This is a genomic window from Mycobacterium sp. NGS50 (assembly GCF_059812545.1).
This window is the reverse complement of the sequence record NZ_JCALCW010000022.1, coordinates 65,846-83,805: the sequence shown is the minus strand read 5'-3', so window position 1 is coordinate 83,805 and position 17,960 is coordinate 65,846. Positions and strand designations below refer to the sequence as shown.

Genomic DNA, 17,960 nt, shown 5'->3' with positions numbered 1-17,960 from the left:
TTGGTTTAGGGCACCTTTGCGTCTGCTCGCCCAGGCTTTACGGAACCAGCCGTTTGCACAGTCCGCTCATCGCGTGGGCGGTGGTGCGGGTGACGGTGATCGCATCACCGCTGGATTCGTCGAACGCCTGGTACGCCGTCGACAGCGCGGTCAGGGAATCAACCGTGGTGCGGGCCATCTCGGCGAGCAGCTGGGTGGTGCCGGGCGTGATCGCCGTGTTGAGAGCCGTGGAGGCCTGATGGAACAGGTCCGCGGCGCGTTGCACGGCGGCCGACCGCTCCGGATTGTCGCGTACCGCCGGGTCCAAGATGGTGGTTCCCTGCGGGATCACCGACAGTTCTTCTGCCGCTTCGTTGATCAGCTTTCCGGCCGCATCCCAGCCGGTGCACGTTTTGCGGTCGGCTTTATTGGTCGGCAGGGCCGCCGGCGCGGCGGGCGGAGGGGGTGCGACGGTGATGGTCTCCGACGCGGCCGAGGCGTTCTGACCCGTCAGGTAAGCGGTGCCCGCACCGACGGCCACCCCGGCGACGACGGCGCCGGCCGCCGCGGCGGCCACCAGGCCCGGCCAGCGGCGTGGAACGCGGTAGATGCTCGACATGTCGTGGCGCCTAGTGGATCTGCTCGGCGAGCGTGTCGACCAACGCCGTGTTCAGGTAGTTGGTTGCCGCGGGGCCGCCGGTGCTCAGTGCGGCGATGGTGGCCGGGTTGTCGACGATGACCAGCACGCCGCTGTAGCTGGTGAACGAGCCCGGCAGTCCCCCGAATCCCCCTGAGCCGGCGGCGGGGTCGGTGCGGCACACGATCACGACATCGGTCTGGAACGCGTCGTACTCGGACCTGGGGTTGATGATCTGCGTACCGGGTTGACCGGCGGCACGCCCGTATTTCGGGTTGTAGGAGAAGCCGAGACTCTCCAGGTAGCTGGTGGCCGGTGATTCCCGCAGCGCCACGGTGGATTCGTTGCCGCCATAGTTGATGACCGTGATGGATTTGCCGGCGAAGTTGCCGTGCTTCATGCGCACCTGGGTCAACTGGTTCGCCGAATCGGCGATGACACTCTTGGCGGCGTCGTCCTTACCGAGGATCTTGCCGATCCAGGTCACCTGCGCTTGCCAGTCCCAGGGCCCACCCGCGTCCTTGGGGCGGGTGATGGTCGGGGCGATCGAGGACAGTTTGGCGTAGGTGGCCTGATCGAGGTCACCGCTGTTGATGATGATGTCGGGTTTGGCGGCCGCGATCGCCGCCGGGTCGACCGCCGGCAGCACGGTCGGGCTGGAGGTGGCCAAATCCTTCTCCCAAGGCGGGATCTGGCCCTGCGGCGCCGTCATCACCACGGGTTGCACGTGCAGGGACAGCACCGCGTCGGCGTCTCCCGGCCCCAGCGCCGCGACCGCGTGCGGGCGTTGGTCGAGTTTGACGGTGCCGAATGTGCCGTCGAACGATTGCGCCTGGTAGGGCGCGTCCTTGTCGCCGCCGCGCATCAACAGCGCTGCGGCGGTACCGGCGACCAGCGCCACCACCGCGGCCAGCGCGGCGATAACCCAGGTGCGGCGCGACGGTTTCTTCGGTGGCGGGGGCTGCACCAGCCCGGGCTGTCCCGGCGCGGTGAAATGCCCGGAGGGGTAGGTGATCGCCGCGCGGGAATCGGTCCGCTGCATCCCGGTGGTGCCGGGCGGTGCCGGCATCGCCGAGGTGCCGGTCGGCGGCGACCAGTTGGTCGGCTCCGGCCGGTCGGGCGCGGGCAGCGGCTGGCCGCTGAGCGCCGCGGCGGCGGCGGCCGCCAGGGCACGTCCACTCTGGTAGCGGGCCGCCGGGTCCTTGGCCATCGAGATGGCGATGACTTCGTCGATGGCGGGCGGTAGCCACGGCGCCAGCTCGGTGGGCCGCGGCGCCGGCTGAAAGACGTGCGCCATCATCACGGCGCTCATCCCGGTCAGATGCCCGTAGGGCGTGCGGCCCGTCAACATCCGGAACAGCGAACAGCCCAGCGAGTACAGGTCGGCGCGCGCATCCACCCGGTGGCCCTCGATGGCCTCCGGGGCCGCATAGGACGCGGTGGCCACCAGCGAGCCGGTAGCGGTCAACCCGGTGGCGTCGTCCAGGGCGCGGGCAATCCCGAAGTCCGCCAGCAGAACCCGTTCCTGGTCGCCGCGCGGCCCGGACAGCAGGAAGTTCGCCGGTTTGATGTCGCGGTGCAGCAGGTTGCGGCCGTGGGCGTAGTCCAGCGCCTTGGCGACTTCGGTGACGATGTGCACCGCCCGCTCCGGCGGCATCCCCCCGGAATGCAACTCGGCGTTGGCGTCGGTGCCGTCGACGAACTGCATGGCGATCCACAACTGGCCGTCGTCGGTTTCGCCGCGGTCGTGAACCGTGACGATGTTGGGGTGGTTCAGGGTGGCGGCCAAATCGGCTTCCCGGATGAACCGGGCCCGGAATTCCTGATCACGGGACAACTCGGCGGAGAGCACCTTGAGTGCGTCGCTACGCGGAAGCGTCCGGTGTCGGGCCAGGTAGACGGTGCCCATGCCGCCGGAGCCCAACACTCGCTCGATGGTGTAGCCGGCCAGCACGGTGCCCGGAGCGAGCGTCATCGCGAACCAGCACCCCTTGTCCGTGTTTGCTCACCGCGACGGTGCGCATAGTGACATGCCGCCTAGCAATGTACCTTGTCGGCTCATTGTTGACTCCGCGTTGAGGGCGCGCTTCACTTGCCCATTTGCGCCATAGCAGCAGACTCAACGGCCGACGTCGATCGGGACATGCTTCTCCGCGCAGGCGTCGGCCACCGCGGCGGTGATGTCATCGGCGTGCAGTGTCTGCAGGTCCTCGATCGTCACCGAACCTTTGGCGTTGCGATGCTGGGCCGCCACCCGCGAGTCCCGCAGCCGCTCGGCGCGTTCGACGACGTTGCGGGCGAACCGCCCGTTCTGCATGACGTCGACGCCGTGGCGGCCGTCCGGGGCGCGATAGCCCCGCAGCGTCGTGCAGGCCGCACCGAGTGCGTCGCGGGCAGCCGAATCCAGGACCGTCGCGCGCGGCTCGCCGTAGCGGACCGCGATCTGCACCAGTTCGTCCGGGAAATAGGAGGCGAAGCGCAGCTTGCGGTTGAAGCGGCCCGCCAGGCCGGGGTTGACGGTGAGAAACTCGTCAACTTCCCGCTCGTATCCGGCGCCGATGAAGCAGAAGTCGAACCGGTGCACCTCCAGGGCGACCAGCAGCTGGTTGACCGCCTCCATTCCGATCATGTCCGGGCGGCCGTCCTGATGGCGTTCCACCAGCGAATAGAACTCATCCATGAATAGGATGCGGCCCAGCGAGCGGTCGATCAGTTCGTTGGTCTTCGGGCCCGACGCGCCGATGTGCTCGCCGCAGAAGTCGGCGCGGCGGACCTCGACGATCTCCGGGTGTGCCACGATGCCCAGCCCGGCGTAGATCTTGCCCAACGCCTCGGCGGTGGTCGTTTTACCGGTGCCCGGCGGGCCGACCAGCAGCATGTGGTTGGTCTGGTTGGTCACCGGCAGCCCAGCGGCCAGCCGCAGCGCCCGTACCTCGATCTGGTCTTCGAGCTCGGCGACCGCCCGCTTGACGTCGGCCAACCCCACCTGGTTGTTCAGCAATGCCCTGCCCTCGGCCAGCAGCTCGGCGCGGCGGTCGTCGTCCTCGTCGGCGCGCCGCTGCTGGCGGGACTGTTCGGTGCGCACGTCCCACTTGTCGGCGCGGCTGTTGATGGTTTCCTCGTCGGTGACCACCAGCTGCACGGCCGGGTTGGCCAATGCCTGCTTGGCCGCGTCGATCAGGGCGCCGTTGATGGTGGCCTTCGACAGCCAGATCTCAGCCTTCTCATGCTCGCCGAGCTGACGATGCGCCATACCGCGGACATACGCCAGATCAGCGGCAATCAGCGGGAATTCGACCGAGTCGATGGCAGTGACCGCGGCGAGCGCGGTGGCCCGGCCGTCAGCGGTGCCCAGCCGGGCGATCTGGACCCGGTCTATCCAATCCAGCGCGACCCGGGACTGACCGAGATGGGCCGCCGCGTGGGCGGCCAGCGTACTGATCGCCGCGGTCACCGCCGCCATGATGATGGCGCGCGGCGGCAGCACAGCCGCGGCGGTGTCGGTGACGTCCGGCCAGCGCTGGGTGGCGAACATCAGGTATGCCCGGACGTACTGCTGCCACTGGTGGTTCTCCCAGCTGTCCAGCAGCGCCGAATCCTCCAGCAGCTGTTCGGCTTCCCGATACTGTCCGTCGTCGACGAGGGCGCTGGCCAGGGCCAGCCCGGCGTGCGAGGACTCGGTGACCGAGATCGACAGGTAGGGGCCGGCTTTGATCGCCGCCGACAACCGGGTGCCCAGCCGGTGGGTTTCCCGGTGCAGCCGGTCCCCGTGCCGGTACAGCTGCTGCAAGGTCGACAGCGCCTCATCGCCGGTGGCGATGCGTCCCAGCCAGGCGTCGGCCATCGTCGGGTCGATTTCGGTGGCCTCGGTGAACCGTGCGCGGGCGCCGGGTTGGTCGGTGGCGATCGATTCCATCGCGTGGTCGAATCGTTTTCGCGCGGACACGATAAGGGCGCTGCTGGTCATCGCTCAGCCCACCGGTCGGAGTTCTGTGGACCAGCCGGGGACATAACGATTCTCGGCCCGGAACAGTTCTACGTCCACGCTGTGTGTGCGGCCTGCGGCGGTGACCGCGAGAGTGACCGGACCGGTTTGGGTGATCAGCACTTCGGCGGCTGCTCGGGAGGCTGTACCCGGGGGCATGACCGAGATCACCGTGTTCGGCCGCGGTGCCGGGGCCAGCGTGTCGTCGGTGACGCTGATGGTGGTGCCGGGGGCAGGCCGTGATGTGTCGGCGATGAAGATGTCGGGCATCCGGATGCAGCTCCAGCGGTGTGGATCGCGAGTATGAACGGTGATGCGTTCGCCGGTCGCCGCCAGACGCACCAGGATTCGGTTGGCCAGTGCATCGCCGGCGATGAGGTGCACGCGGGTGGGCTCCGCGGGATCATCGAGCGGCAGCATCAACCGGGTGCCGGAGCCGGCCTTGCCCAGCAACACGCCGGAGGGACCCACCGGGATGGTCAGCGGGCCGATCGGGATGCCGCGAGCGACGCCGGCCAACGCCGGTCGCGGACCGCACAGGTTGGCCGCGAGTGCGGCCACCTGTTCGCCGGGCAGTGTCCGCAGCAGCACACTGGGCGCCACGGTGGGCCGTCGGGAGGTCCGCACGGTCACCGTCGCTGTGGCGTTCCCGTCTCGGAATACCGTGACGTTCTGGATGATTCCGTCGACGCGCCAGGTCCAGGCCTGCGCCAACGTCGCTGCCGCGATGGTGCTGGGGTGATACCAGTAGGTGGTCCACCAGCCGCTTTCAGCGCGCGCCGAACGCCACTCCCGCCGCGGTGTCGCCAGGGCGGCGGCACCCAGTCGTCGTTCGAGTTCGACGATGTCGGTGGCTGTCGCAACCCGCGCGCGAATGCCGCGCTGACGTAATGCCGCGGCTGTTCGTTGCGCGGCCGCGACGGCGGCGGCCCCCAACGAGGTGCGCCACTGCAGCGCCTGAGCGTTCTCCAGCGCGGTCAGGCGCAGGAACAGCCAGCATTCCCGGCGCCCGGCATACGGCGGTGTGCCGATCAAAGTGTCGTAGACCCGGGGATAGTCGCCGGTTCCGCGCCGCCGGGCACCGGTGCTGATCACGCTTATCGAGTCCAGGTTCAAACCGAGACTCTGGCGCAGCAACGGCAGCAGGTCGCCGACGTCGAGGGTGTTGTCGGTGGTGGCGATCGCGGATCCGGTGAACAAGGTGGGGGAGTGCGGCTTTCCGAGCACCTGTACCGCGACGGCCACGACGCCGTCCTGGCTGCGCACCCCGCCGCCGGCGCGATCATTGGCGACCGTGACCGGCTCACCCAGCAGGAGTGGGCGATCACGTCGGCTCCACAGCGCCAGCCAGCGCCACACCGGAACGCCCCGGATCCGCAGCACGCCGGTCGCGGCGCCGAGCGCCAAACCGACTGCCGCACCGATGTATCCGGCGACCGACCAGCCCAGCAGTGCAGTGCCGAGAACACCCAGGATGGTTGCCAGCCGGCGTGTCATCGCGTCCGCCTGGTCCGGGCGAGCAGCGACACCAGCAGCGCGCCGGCGAGGACCACGCCGGCGAACACCACCGCCACCGTGCGGGCACGGTGATCGGCCGGCGGAGCGGGCGCGGCAGGTGTGATCACCCGACTCCGCGCGTCCGGCGCCAGCCGCGGCCCGGCGGGCACATTGAAGGTCAGCGCCGCGACGGGGTCCACCACCCCGTACCCGATCTGGTTGTCGACGCCGCGCGGCGGGTTGTGCGCGGTCTGCAGGATCCGGGTGATCACCTGGTGGGCGGACAGGTCGGGATACTTCGCCCGTACCAGCGCAGCTACCCCGCTGACGTAGGCCGCCGAAAAACTGGTCCCCCAGAACGGCAGCGTCTTATCACCCGGCCGCAGCGGGGGATAGGCGTTCACCGGGCCACCGGTCTGCGGTGAGAGCCCCATGATGCCGACCGCCGGTGCGGCGGCGGATACCCACGGCCCGGCAAGGCTTTTGGCGATCGGTGCGCCGGCATTGTCGACCGCGCCGATCGACAGCACATAGTCGGCGAACCAGGACGGTGACGAGACGGTCTTGACCTGATGCCAGTCGCGCGGATCGGAGGGGTCCAATGGATCGAAGGACGGGTTCTGGGCGCACTCGTCCTCACCGTCGTTGCCGGCGGCGGCCACGATCACGGCGTCCTTGACCGCGGCGGCATACCAGACCGCAGCGCCGATCACGCCCTGATCCAGTGGGGCGGCGGCGGATGTGCAGGAGGCGACGCTGACGTTGATGACCTTTGCGCCCAGGTTGGCGGCGTGCACGATCGCGCTGGCCAGGGTGGCGACGGTGCCGGCCTTCTTGCGCGCCTGCGCGTCGCCTGGTCCGGGATCGGCCAACTCGTAGGCCCGCGAAGATTGGCGGATCGAGATGATCCGGGCATGCGGGGCGACCCCGGCGACACCGTCGGGGGAATTCGGTGCCGGCGCCGGCACCTCGGGATTCTCGGGCTGGCCCGGGGTGGGATCGCCGGGCGCGTTCGCCGGCTGATCGGACGCTGCTTCCGGGGCCGGGGGAGGCGGCGGGGCCGGTGCGGTCTGGGTGATCGTGACCGGGGTCGGCGGCGGGGGCGGTACCGGGGGCGGTGGCGGTCCTGCGGGTGGAAGTACGGCAGACTCCGCGGGCGCCGCCGGCGGCGCGGGAAACGCCGGCGACTGCGGCATCGGCGCGGGCATCGGACTGCCTTGCGGTGCCGCGGCGATCAGTGACGCCACCACCGTGCCGTGCGCGTCGCAGTCGGTCAGCCCGTCACCGCCCATGACGTAATCACCCCCGGGAACAACCGGGAGTCGCGGGCTGGGCTGCACACCGGTGTCGATGACGGCCACCGGCACGCCGTTTCCGGTGGAGTACCGCCAGGCTTCGCGAACGTTGAGCATGGTGAAGCCGGGCGCGGTGATCGTCACGTTCGGGTCGGCCACGGTGATCGTCTGCGCGCAGATGTTGCTCTGCCGCATCGGCTGATCGGGGCGCGCGTCGGCGTCCACCGGGACCCGGGCCGGGTCGATACCCGGCGGCGGAATTGATAGCGCGCGCGGCGGTGTGACCAGCATGCCCACCAGCAGCAGCGTCGCCGCCGGTGACGCGATCCGCCGCGCTGCCGTCGTCATCGCATCCGCACCCAGGTGAACAGGCCACCGATCCATGCGGCCAGCGGAAGCGCAATGATGATGGCCAGCAGTTCGAGCCATTCGGCGGCCATCCGCACCAGCGGGGTGAACCGGGTGACCGGTACCAGCAATCCGGCCGCCAGGCCCGCACCGGCGAACGCCGCCAGCCAGGCAGCCGCCCACCCCAGCGGCGCCACCGAGCCGGCGGGCTGCCAAACGACATACTTGAGCACGCCCACGCAAACGGCCGCCGCGGCCCCGCACACCAGCGCGACGGCCTGCCGCTTATCGGCGAATGCGCGTCCCCGGCTGATGAAGATCACCACAAACAACCCGGCCAGCACCGCCGCGGCCCCGCCCCGGTGCCGGCCGGGGGCCAGCGTGGCCCACACCGCCGCCGGCAGCGCGGCCGCCGCACCCACGCAGACTCCGCTGAGCACCCGATTGGCACGCACCGCCGCGGCAGCGAGCCGCGTCCCGCGCACCGTGCGGTCGGGATGGTCGGTTTCCTCGCCGGAATCCTCGGAATCAGCTACCGGCTCCACCGCGTCGGCGGGCAGGCCGTCGCCGCGACGGAACAGGTCGCGACCGGTGATCGACCCGAAGTGCGGCGGACGAATCCGGGCACACCACAGGGCGATGTTGGGTGCCAGCGTCAACAGCAGCAGCAGTGCGACCAACGTGCACATGCCCAGCCACTGCGCGGGAACCGGTTGCCACATCCGCACTGCGGCGACCGTGCCACCCAAACCGCACACCGTCACCATCGCCGCCGCCGGGGTGACGAACCGGCCCGTGGTCGAAACGATTCCGTAGACCAGAATGGCCGTCGCGAGCGCCGCGATGAACACATGCGCAGATCCCAGGACGCCGGGTGCGGCGGCGGCGACCCCCACGGCCAGCAGCGGCACGGCCAGCCAGGCGAAGCCGTCGAACAGGTCGGTGCGCCGCGGCCACCACCGCCGCACCGCCGCCGCCGCCGAGACGCTCAGCACCCCGGCCGCGCCGGTCACCGCGCTGGGCGCCAGCGCGTCGGTGGCGCTGCGTACCCGCAGCGCCAAACCGAGCAGCACCGCCGCGCTCATCGCCAGAATCGCCAGCGCCGTGTGGGCGGCGGTGCGGGCGGTCACCGGCTCGAACAGCTGCTTGCCGATCCGGGCCAGCCCGGTGGACAACGACTCGTACTGCGGTGCGAACGAATCGCCGTCGACGCGCGGAACCAGAACCAGGGTGGCGCCGTCTTCGACACCGAGTTCGTCGAGCGTCCTGGTGACGTCGAGACGGATCCCGTTGGCCTTGTGCAGTTCATAGCCGACCCCGTCGTCCAGCCCGCCCAATCCGCGGCGGTTCAGCTCGTCGCTGAGCAACTCGACGACGTTGTCGATGAAGGCCTCCACCGGAACCGATGCCGGGTAGACCTGGGACACCAGGTGTGGTCCGCACACCACGGCGACCGCGCAGCGCGCCGGAAACGCGACCGTGGCCATGGTCAATGCGGCCGGTCGGCGTCGGGAATGTACTTGTCGGCGACGGCGGCGGTGATCTCGAACAACCGCAGCCGGGCCTTGCGGTGCAGTTCGTGCTGGATGTCGATGATTCCGCCGCAGGCCAGATGCGGGTCGTACGGCATGAATTCGACGCTGGCCCCGGTCTGCGCGAAGCGCTCGGTGAGGTAATCGCGTGCCTCCGCGTCATAGTTGTCGCGGCTGTCGTTGAGGATCACCATGCTGCGCGACACCAGGTCGTGGTGCCCCATCGAGCGCAGCAGGTCGATGGAGCGGGTGACCGGCAGCGAGGTGTCGGCGGTCAGGCCGGACACCAGCACCAGGGTGTCGCAGGCGTCGAACACCGCCTTCATCACCGGATGTTCGAGGTCGTCGGAGGTGTCGACCACGATGACGGTGTGGGTGCGCCGCAGCCGGGACAGCACGCCGGTGAACATCGCCGGGACCAGCGGACGAGGCTGGTCGGACGCCCGGTTTCCGGCGAGCACATCCAACCCGATACTGTTCTGCCCCAGATGTTCCCGGATGTCGGCGTAACCCTGCACGTCGGTGTCGTTGAGGACCGCGGTGTAGTCACCGGGTGGTGTTTCGTCGATGCGTCCGGCCAACGTCCCGAAACCCGGCGCGGCGTCCACCGCGACGACGTTCTCGGGCCGGCATTCGCGAAACACGGCACCGATGCATGCGGTCATGGTGGTCTTGCCGACACCGCCTTTGCCCGAGGCCACCGCGATCACGAACTGTTTGCGGATGTGCCGCCGGATCCGGCCCTGCAGCTCGCGGTAGTGACGTTCGGCCGGGGATTCACCGAGATTCAACCCGTGGAACGAGGTTTGGTAGAGCAGCCGTCGCCATCCGGCGCCGGGTGGAATCTTGCGTGGGGCAACAAGATCCGAAATGCGCAGGGTATCCGAGACCGAGTGGTGATGCGGACCGGTCTGGGTTCCGTTGCTGGTCTTGAGACTCATCGTGCACCGATCCTTTGCTCACACAACTTTGCGGTGGGAATGCCATTGGTGGTCGGCGGGCAGACGTCGAAGCAGGTGGGTGACGGCGCGGGTGAGGTGACCCGGTGTTCCCGGAGCGATGATCATCCACGTCTTGCCGTTCGCTGGAATATGTTCTGCGACAAGTCGACCCGCTGGCGTGTCGATGATGCACACCATGGTGTGCTCCACCTGGGTCCGGGTGGGCCGTCCGGTTTCCAGGCCGGACTGGATCGCCACGATCGCTGCCTGCGCCGAACGTCGGGAATCGGCGGCCATCGTCAGGATCTGCAACTGATCGGGATCGAGCCGCTGGGAAATCAGATACCCGCGCAGCGATTGCAGATCTGCGGCGTTCGCGGTCAGCGCCGCGGCGTCCAGTGTGACCGGGCGTAGTGGCGCCGGTGCCAGCCGACCGCACAACCGCCGGATCTGGTCGGCGATGACGGTGTTGGCCGCGTCCTCGGAGCCGGCGGTTCCAGCGCTGCTGATGCGAACCAGGTCCTCGGACCGCTCGGCGACGACCCACCAGCGTGCGTACCGGGCCAGCAGTGCTCGCGCCGGCGGGTCGTCACCGGGGCCACGCAGCTCGATCGCCAGGGCGATGTCGCGGCAGGCGAGCACGGTCAACCACTCCACCACAGTGGCGTCCACCGTCCCGGCGTCGTCGATCACGCCCGCCGACCGCAGCTCGGCGCACACCGGATGTGCCAGTGCTGAGTCGATCGACTCGACGCTGGGCAAAATGGGACGCAGCGCCAGCTCGGGGGCCAGCGCCTCGATTCCGGTGAGCACCTGAAGCGCCCACAGGCCGTCGACGGTGGTCGTTAACACGTTGTCCCGGAACGTGATTACCAACTCACGCGGGAGCCGGGCTCAGCGGATCAGCCGAAAATCCCGTTGAAGCTCTGCGCGCTCATCAGGTCGGTGGCCTGGGCGGTATCTACGGCGTAATCCAGCGCCTTACCGTGCATGCCGACGGCACTGCCGAGCTCGGCCAGCCCCTTCAGCATCAGCGTCGCCCCGTCACGCAGTGCATCAGCGCCGTCACCGGTGAACGCTTCCAGCCGCTGGATCAGGCTGACGATCTGGTCGTGATGGTCGAGCAGTTGAGCTGAGCCCCCCGCGAACCCAGCGGACACGGTGCCTATGTGACCGTAGTTGTAGGTGATATCGGAAGCACCCATGATGGTGGCTCCTAACTTCTGGGGGGTTAAACCGAATAGCCGACGCTGCCGAGCACACCGTCGAACGAGTGGCTTGCATCGACAACTTGTTGATCCCAGGAACTCAGCGTCACACCCATGGCATGCGCCATCTGCTGACCTCCGGCAATGACGTCGCGTAGTCCGCGGTTGATCCGTTCGGCGGTCAGCTGCGACTTGACGGCAGCGTCGCCGGAGAAGGACTGCGCTGCCAGCACATCCTCGTGGCTGTTCAGCGCGTTCATGGCCACCGCATACGACTCGGTCATGATGTTGGACAGGGTCTGCTGAGCCTCTGCCAGCAGATCCGGTGGTACTCGTGGCGCCATCAGACTCTCCTTCGAACTCCAACGCCCGGCGCCGGGCGTGGGTCTGAGTCTAGACGCGTATCAGCAACTGTCACTTCAGGTTTGCACAGCCCGACGGTGGACATTTACCCCACCCGTCACGGGGGTTAACTCCCGCCCGCCGAGCGTTCGACCCATCTTCGCGAGCAGACACAGAATCGCACGATTCGGGCCGAATTTGTGCGATTCTGTGTCTGCTCGCGGGGGGGTCAGGCGGTGCCGAGCAGGTCGAGCATGGCGTGCGCGGCCACCTTGGTGCCGAAGCCGATCGCGGCGAGATCCACCACGTAGTCCGGGCTGTGCGGCGAGTAGGGGAACAGCTTGCCGGCGGCGGCAGCCTCGGCGTAGACGCCCGGGTCGGCGACACCGACCAACAGGTATGCCAGCGGCACATCGCCGTGCGGTCCTTTGAGCAGGTGGCAGTCTTCCGAGCCGGCCAGTGCCGGCAGTTCGGTCACCACGTTGCCGGCGCCGATCACCGCGCCCAACGTCGAGGCCACCCGATCGGTCAGCGCGGTGTCGTTGACCAGCGGCGTGGAACCGCCGTGCATGGTGATCACCGGCATCCGGTCATCGGGCATGCCGTAGCCGCGGGCGATGCCTTCGCTGATGGCCTTGATGCCGGTGATCAGCTGTTCGCGGACATAGGGCTGGAACCAGCGCAGGTTCACTTTCAGCAAGGCCTGATCGGGAATGACGTTGTGACTGGACCCGGCCTGGATCGCACCGACGGTCAGCACCGCCGTCTCGTTCGGGGCGATGGTGCGGCTGACGATGCTCTGGAACTCAACGACCGCCAGCGCGGCCATCAGAACCGGGTCCTTGGCCAGCTGCGGCATCGAGCCGTGGCCGCCGACGCCGCGAAAGACGATGTCGAGCTGGTCGGTTCCGGCCATCCGCTCGCCGCCCGCGGCGGCCAGCATGCCCACCGGGACGGGTGCGGTGTGCATGCCGAGGAAGTAATCGGGTTTGGGGATGTAGTCGTACAACCCGTCATCGACCATCGCCTGCGCACCGCCGATGAGCTCCTCTGCGGGCTGGCCGACCAGCACCGCGGTACCCGACCAGGTGTCGGTCGCCTGCGCCAGCACCTTGGCCATCCCCAGCATCCAGGTGGTGTGCGCGTCGTGGCCGCACACGTGGGCCGTCGGCGTCTCGGTGCCGTCCGCGCGTTTGACGCGTTTGGTGCTGGCGTAGTCCAGTCCGGTGGCTTCCTCCACCGGAAGTGCATCCATGTCGGCGCGGTACATGACCGTCGGCCCGGCGCCGTTTTCCAGGATCGCCGCCACACCGGTGCCGCCGATCCCGGTGGTGACGGTGAAACCCAGGTCGGTCAGCGCCTGCGCGACGATGCGTGCCGTGCGGACTTCGGCGAAGCCGAGCTCGGGATTGCGGTGGATGTCTTTGAAGACCTCGATCAGTCGAGGAGTGTCGGTGTCGACGAGCGCGTCGACACGATCCTGATGCTCACCCACAGCGAAACTCCTTACCGTCCTCGGCGAATCGGGAGCACATCACAGCTCGCCCGCGATCAGTCGCTGCCCTTGCTCGAAGAGCCGCAGCGTGGCCTCGTGCAACTGGTCACCGATCTCCTTCGGCGCCTTGCCCGCGCAGGCCCGTGCGCGGGTGCCCTCCAAGACGATGCCGAGCTTGAAACACGCCAGCACGGTGTACCAGGTGATCGAGCCCAGGTCGCGGATGGTGTTGGCGGCGTACTGGGCGATCAGTTCGTCGGGGCCGGCCACGCCGTCGCTGGACAGGAACCCGTGATCCAGCACGCTGGACCCGTCGCGCTGCCGCCAGGTGGCCAGCAGCCAGCCCAGATCCAGCAACGGGTCGCCGATCGTGCACATCTCCCAGTCGACGATCGCCACCACCTCGGGGCCGCTGCGGGAGAACATCACGTTGGCGGCGTGATAGTCGCCGTGCATGATGCCCGGCGTCCACGATCCCGGCCGGTGCTCATCCAGCCAGGCGGCGACGTCGGCCAGCCCGGGAATATCGGGGCCGGGGTAGTTCTGCAGCGAGGAGTAGGACTCCAGCTCGGAGAGCCAGCGTGGCACCTGGCGCTCCAGGAAACCGTCCGGTTTACCGAAATCCGCCAGGCCGACCGCGACGTGGTCGACGGCCCCCACCCTGGCCAGCGCATCGGCCATCGACAACCCCATCCGGTGCCGCACCGCCGGATCGCCGGCGTGCAGTTCCGGCAGTCCCTCACCGGCGTTGAAGCCGTCGATCGGCTCCATCAGATAGAACACCGCGTCGCCGAGGACCGCCGGATCCTCGCAGCTGGCGATCAGCCCCGGATGCGGCACATCGGTTCCGGCCAACGCCGCCAGCACCTGCGTTTCGCGCAGGATCACCGCATTGGACCGGGGCCGCAGATGCAGCGGCCCGCGCCGCAGCACATAGGAGCGTCCGGCCCGGCTGAAACGCAGCATCACGTTCTGGGTGCCGCCGGACAGTTCGGTGACGTCCTCGAGCGGGCCCGCACCGAGGCCGCGCGCCGACATCCATTCCGCGATCGCTTTCGGGTCCACGCCCCAGAACCTACCGTGGACGTCATGACGCATGAGGTGATGCAGCGCTGGGTCGACCTGGTCGAGTCCGGACGCATGGACGAAGTGACCGATCTGCTGGCCGACGACGCCGTCTTCTACTCCCCGGCGGTGTTCACCCCGCAACACGGACGCGACACCGTGGTCGCCTATCTGACTGCTGCCGGAAAAGTATTCTCCGACACCGGATTCCACTACGTCGAGCAGTGGTACAACGACCGGTCCGCGATTCTGGAGTTTGCCGCGACCATCGACGGGATCTACGTCAACGGTATCGACATGGTGCACTGGGACGACGACGGCAAGATCACCGCGGTCAAGGTGATGCTGCGACCGCTGAAAGCGCTGCAGACCATCGTCCCGATGATGGGTGCGCTGCTGCAGCAGCGGTAAGCGTGGTGCGCCTGCTGCTGATCGCCGATACCCATGTGCCCAAACGCGCCCGCGATCTGCCGGCGCAGCTGTGGGATGAGGTGGCCGACGCGGACGTGGTCATTCACGCCGGGGACTGGGTGGACGTCGCCTTGGTCGATGAGCTGCAGACCCGGGCGGCCCGGCTGATCGCGTGCTGGGGCAACAACGACGGGCCGCAGATCCGGGCGCGCCTCCCCGAGCAGGCGGACGCCACGCTCGGCGGGCTGCGATTCACCGTGGTGCACGAGACCGGGGCTGCGGCCGGACGTGAGGCGCGCATGTCGGCGCGTTACCCGGATACCGACGTGCTGGTCTTCGGGCACAGCCACATTCCATGGGACACCACGTCGACGACCGGGTTGCGGCTGCTCAACCCGGGCTCACCGACCGACCGTCGGCGCCAACCGCACTGCTCATACCTGACGGCGACGGTGGCCGACCAGACGCTGTCCGATGTCGTCTTGCACTGGTTGGACTGACCGGGCGTCGTTTCGCAGCCCTCCGATACGGGTAGGCCTTGCTCTGACCGGGCCCGTTGGGAGGTGAACGGTGTGGACGAGCGTCATGGATCGGCAGACGAGCCGGATGAGCCGGGCGTGCCTGCCGAACCACCGGAACCCGCCACACCGGCAGCGCCACCGGAGCGCCTGGTCCCGACCGAAACCCCCGAACGGCTCACCCCCGAGGAACTCCCGGAGCGGCTCACTCCCGCAGAACCGTCCGAGCGAGAGTAACGCCGCGCACAGCGATCGGATTGGAGAGTCCCATGCGTGCTGAAGAAGGCGACGAATCCATCAACGACTACGCGCACGAGGCGCAGCAGGCCAAGAGCAACGTGGCCCCGGAGGCCGCGTGGTGGCGAAAGTTGTGGCGGTCGCTGGCGTTCTGGCGGAGCTGACGGCGGTTCACAGCGGACGCATAGGATCGGCACAGCGGCGGCAAATTCCGGCATCGATACTGGTAGTCATGGTCGAGCCGCACCCAGTTGAGCGTCCGGTGATGCGCCGCGCCGACGGCAACCCGATCAGCGTGCTGGTGGTCGACGACGAGAACGTCCTGGCCGAGATGGTGTCGATGGCGTTGCGTTATGAGGGCTGGAACCCGACGACCGCCGGCGACGGCGCCTCGGCGATCGCCGCCGCCCGCGCCGAGCGACCCGACGTGGTGGTCCTGGATGTGATGCTGCCCGATATGAGTGGGCTGGAGGTGCTGCGCAAACTGCGTAGCCAGATCCCGCACCTGCCGGTGTTGTTCCTCACCGCCAGGGACGCGATCGAAGACCGCATCGCCGGCCTGACCGCCGGGGGCGATGACTACGTCACCAAGCCGTTCAGTCTCGAAGAGGTGGTGCTGCGGCTGCGGGCGCTGGTGCGCCGCACGGGGGTGACGACCGCCGACAGCGGCGCGCAGGTGGTGGTGGGGGACCTGATTCTGGATGAGGACAGTCACGAGGTGTCTCGGGCCGGCGAGCTGATTTCGTTGACCTCCACCGAATTCGAGCTGCTGCGCTACCTGATGCACAACGCCAAGCGGGTGCTCAGCAAGGCGCAGATCCTGGACCGGGTATGGAGTTATGACTTCGGCGGACGGTCCAACATCGTCGAGCTGTACATCTCGTACCTACGCAAGAAGATCGACAGCGGCCGGGAACCGATGATCCACACGCTGCGCGGCGCCGGCTATGTCCTCAAACCCGCCCGGTAAGCCGCGGCGGGCGTTGTCGCTGCGGGCCCGGCTGTTGATCGGCCAGGTCGTGGTGCTGGTGATCGCCTGCGTCGGGATCGCCGTGGTGACCGAACTGGCGCTGCACCAGTATCTGATCGGACAGCTCGACCAGGAACTGCACAAGGCCGCCCACCGCTCTGCCGACGTGTACGGTCCGCCCCCGCCCGGCTGGCGTCACCGCCACCCGCACCCCCGGCCCGGCCCGGGGCCGGACTTTCTCGACATTCCCGGTCAGCGGGCCGGGATGGTCGCCGCAGTGGTCCGAAACGGCGCGACGGCGAACAGCGGCTATCTGACCGGTGAGGGGGCGCGTGCGGCGCTGACCCCGCCGGCCGCGGCGGAGCTGGCCGCATGCGCGCAGGACCAGAGCCCGGTGACCGTCGATCTCGCTGGCCTGGGCCGATACCGGGTGGTGGCCACCCATCCGCGGCGCCTGGCGGCCGCGGGTGATGTCCTGGTCACCGGACTGCCGATGGCCGACGTCGACGACACCATGGTCCGGGTCCTGATGATCTTCGGACTGGTCACCCTGGTCGCGGTGGCCGCCGCCACCACCGCCGGCATTGTGATCATCCGCCGGGCGCTGGAACCGCTGCGACGGGTGGCGCAGACGGCCGGTGAAGTGGTCGACCTGCCGTTGGATCGCGGGGAGGTGGCCCTGCCTGTGCGGGTCGCGGAACCCGACGCCAATCCGGCGACCGAGGTCGGCCAGCTCGGGTCGGCGCTGAACCGGATGCTGGACCACATCGCCGCCGCGTTGTCGGCGCGCCAGGCCAGCGAAACCCGGGTGCGGCAGTTCGTCGCCGACGCCAGCCATGAACTGCGCACCCCGCTGGCGGCCATCCGTGGCTACGCCGAGCTGGCGCAACGCCTCCCCAAGGATGGCGAGAACGCAGCGGCGGTCCGTCACGCGCTGAGCCGGGTGGAGTCCGAAACCGACCGGATGACCCACCTGGTGGAGGACCTGTTATTGCTGGCGCGTCTGGACTCGGGTCGCCCGCTCGAGCGTGAACCGGTGGAGCTGTCGGCGCTGGCGGTCGACGCCGTCAGCGACGCCCACGTCGCCGGGCCGGACCACCACTGGAAGCTGGATCTGCCCGCCGAACCCGTCGTCGTCACCGGGGATGCCGCGCGGCTGCACCAGGTGCTGGCCAATCTGCTGGCCAACGCCCGGGTACACACCCCGCCGGGCACCGAGGTCACCACCCAGCTGGTGACCGAAGGGACGCACCTGGTGCTCACGGTGACCGACAATGGGCCCGGAATCGCCGAGCCGCTGCAGTCAGAGGTGTTCGAACGCTTCGCCCGCGGTGACTCCTCGCGATCCCGCAGGGATGGGAGTACCGGGCTGGGCCTGGCCATCGTGTCGGCGGTGATCAAGGCCCATCAGGGCACCATCACCGTGCACAGCACACCGGGCCACACCGAATTCGCGGTGCGGCTGCCCTGGCAGGCCACGACAGCCGCACCGCGCTGACC

At 68.8% G+C, this 17,960-nt stretch carries 17 protein-coding genes; 5 read left to right on the top strand and 12 right to left on the bottom strand.

What is annotated here, in order from left to right; genetic code table 11:
• Positions 1 to 37: 37 nt before the first annotated feature.
• From AC5Y36_RS16620 to AC5Y36_RS16565, 12 genes are all read right to left on the bottom strand, one after another.
• Positions 38 to 598, bottom strand: a complete 561-nt coding sequence (locus tag AC5Y36_RS16620) for a hypothetical protein (RefSeq protein ID WP_500042028.1) — start codon at positions 596 to 598, stop codon at positions 38 to 40.
• Positions 599 to 608: 10 nt separating this feature from the next.
• Positions 609 to 2,591, bottom strand: a complete 1,983-nt coding sequence (locus AC5Y36_RS16615) for a serine/threonine-protein kinase (protein ID WP_500042027.1) — start codon at positions 2,589 to 2,591, stop codon at positions 609 to 611.
• Between the two features lie 144 nt (positions 2,592 to 2,735).
• Positions 2,736 to 4,583, bottom strand: coding sequence for a type VII secretion AAA-ATPase EccA (eccA, locus tag AC5Y36_RS16610; protein WP_500042026.1), 1,848 nt, complete (start codon positions 4,581 to 4,583; stop codon positions 2,736 to 2,738).
• Between the two features lie 3 nt (positions 4,584 to 4,586).
• Positions 4,587 to 6,098, bottom strand: a complete 1,512-nt coding sequence (eccE, locus tag AC5Y36_RS16605) for a type VII secretion protein EccE (protein ID WP_500042025.1) — start codon at positions 6,096 to 6,098, stop codon at positions 4,587 to 4,589.
• Positions 6,095 to 7,741: a S8 family serine peptidase gene (locus AC5Y36_RS16600; protein WP_500042024.1), complete on the bottom strand. Its 1,647-nt coding sequence runs from the start codon at positions 7,739 to 7,741 to the stop codon at positions 6,095 to 6,097. Before AC5Y36_RS16600 ends, eccE begins: the two co-directional genes overlap by 4 nt.
• Complete coding sequence (gene eccD / locus AC5Y36_RS16595) at positions 7,738 to 9,228, bottom strand: type VII secretion integral membrane protein EccD (protein WP_500042023.1); 1,491 nt, start codon at positions 9,226 to 9,228, stop codon at positions 7,738 to 7,740. The genes AC5Y36_RS16600 and eccD overlap by 4 nt, the downstream gene beginning before the upstream one ends.
• A gap of 2 nt (positions 9,229 to 9,230) precedes the next feature.
• Positions 9,231 to 10,214, bottom strand: a complete 984-nt coding sequence (locus AC5Y36_RS16590; RefSeq protein ID WP_500042022.1) for a MinD/ParA family ATP-binding protein — start codon at positions 10,212 to 10,214, stop codon at positions 9,231 to 9,233.
• An 18-nt stretch (positions 10,215 to 10,232) separates the two neighbouring features.
• The gene (locus tag AC5Y36_RS16585; protein ID WP_500042021.1) at positions 10,233 to 11,066 is read right to left on the bottom strand and encodes an ESX secretion-associated protein EspG; all 834 of its coding nucleotides are present in this window, start codon (positions 11,064 to 11,066) and stop codon (positions 10,233 to 10,235) included.
• Positions 11,067 to 11,116: 50 nt separating this feature from the next.
• Complete coding sequence (locus tag AC5Y36_RS16580; protein ID WP_500042020.1) at positions 11,117 to 11,419, bottom strand: WXG100 family type VII secretion target; 303 nt, start codon at positions 11,417 to 11,419, stop codon at positions 11,117 to 11,119.
• A 26-nt stretch (positions 11,420 to 11,445) separates the two neighbouring features.
• On the bottom strand, positions 11,446 to 11,766 hold the full coding sequence (locus tag AC5Y36_RS16575; RefSeq protein ID WP_500042019.1) for a hypothetical protein: 321 nt from the start codon (positions 11,764 to 11,766) through the stop codon (positions 11,446 to 11,448).
• Positions 11,767 to 11,993: 227 nt separating this feature from the next.
• Complete coding sequence (locus AC5Y36_RS16570; protein WP_500042018.1) at positions 11,994 to 13,259, bottom strand: amidohydrolase; 1,266 nt, start codon at positions 13,257 to 13,259, stop codon at positions 11,994 to 11,996.
• Positions 13,260 to 13,298: 39 nt separating this feature from the next.
• Complete coding sequence (locus AC5Y36_RS16565; RefSeq protein ID WP_500042034.1) at positions 13,299 to 14,297, bottom strand: phosphotransferase family protein; 999 nt, start codon at positions 14,295 to 14,297, stop codon at positions 13,299 to 13,301.
• Between the two features lie 51 nt (positions 14,298 to 14,348).
• Here AC5Y36_RS16565 and AC5Y36_RS16560 point away from each other — a divergent pair, with 51 nt between their 5' ends.
• The 5 genes from AC5Y36_RS16560 to AC5Y36_RS16540 all read left to right on the top strand — a co-directional run bounded on the left by AC5Y36_RS16560 (position 14,349) and on the right by AC5Y36_RS16540 (position 17,958).
• Positions 14,349 to 14,735: a nuclear transport factor 2 family protein gene (locus AC5Y36_RS16560; RefSeq protein WP_500042017.1), complete on the top strand. Its 387-nt coding sequence runs from the start codon at positions 14,349 to 14,351 to the stop codon at positions 14,733 to 14,735.
• 5 nt (positions 14,736 to 14,740) lie between these two features.
• Positions 14,741 to 15,235 carry a metallophosphoesterase family protein gene (locus AC5Y36_RS16555; RefSeq protein ID WP_500042033.1) on the top strand — a complete coding sequence of 165 codons (495 nt, stop codon included), beginning with the start codon at positions 14,741 to 14,743 and terminating at the stop codon, positions 15,233 to 15,235.
• Between the two features lie 287 nt (positions 15,236 to 15,522).
• Entirely contained in the window at positions 15,523 to 15,654 is a 132-nt protein-coding gene (locus AC5Y36_RS16550) for a hypothetical protein (protein ID WP_500042016.1), read from the top strand.
• A 101-nt stretch (positions 15,655 to 15,755) separates the two neighbouring features.
• Positions 15,756 to 16,460, top strand: coding sequence for a response regulator transcription factor (locus tag AC5Y36_RS16545; RefSeq protein ID WP_500042032.1), 705 nt, complete (start codon positions 15,756 to 15,758; stop codon positions 16,458 to 16,460).
• Positions 16,438 to 17,958, top strand: coding sequence for a sensor histidine kinase (locus AC5Y36_RS16540; protein WP_500042015.1), 1,521 nt, complete (start codon positions 16,438 to 16,440; stop codon positions 17,956 to 17,958). The genes AC5Y36_RS16545 and AC5Y36_RS16540 overlap by 23 nt, the downstream gene beginning before the upstream one ends.
• Positions 17,959 to 17,960 lie beyond the last annotated feature (2 nt).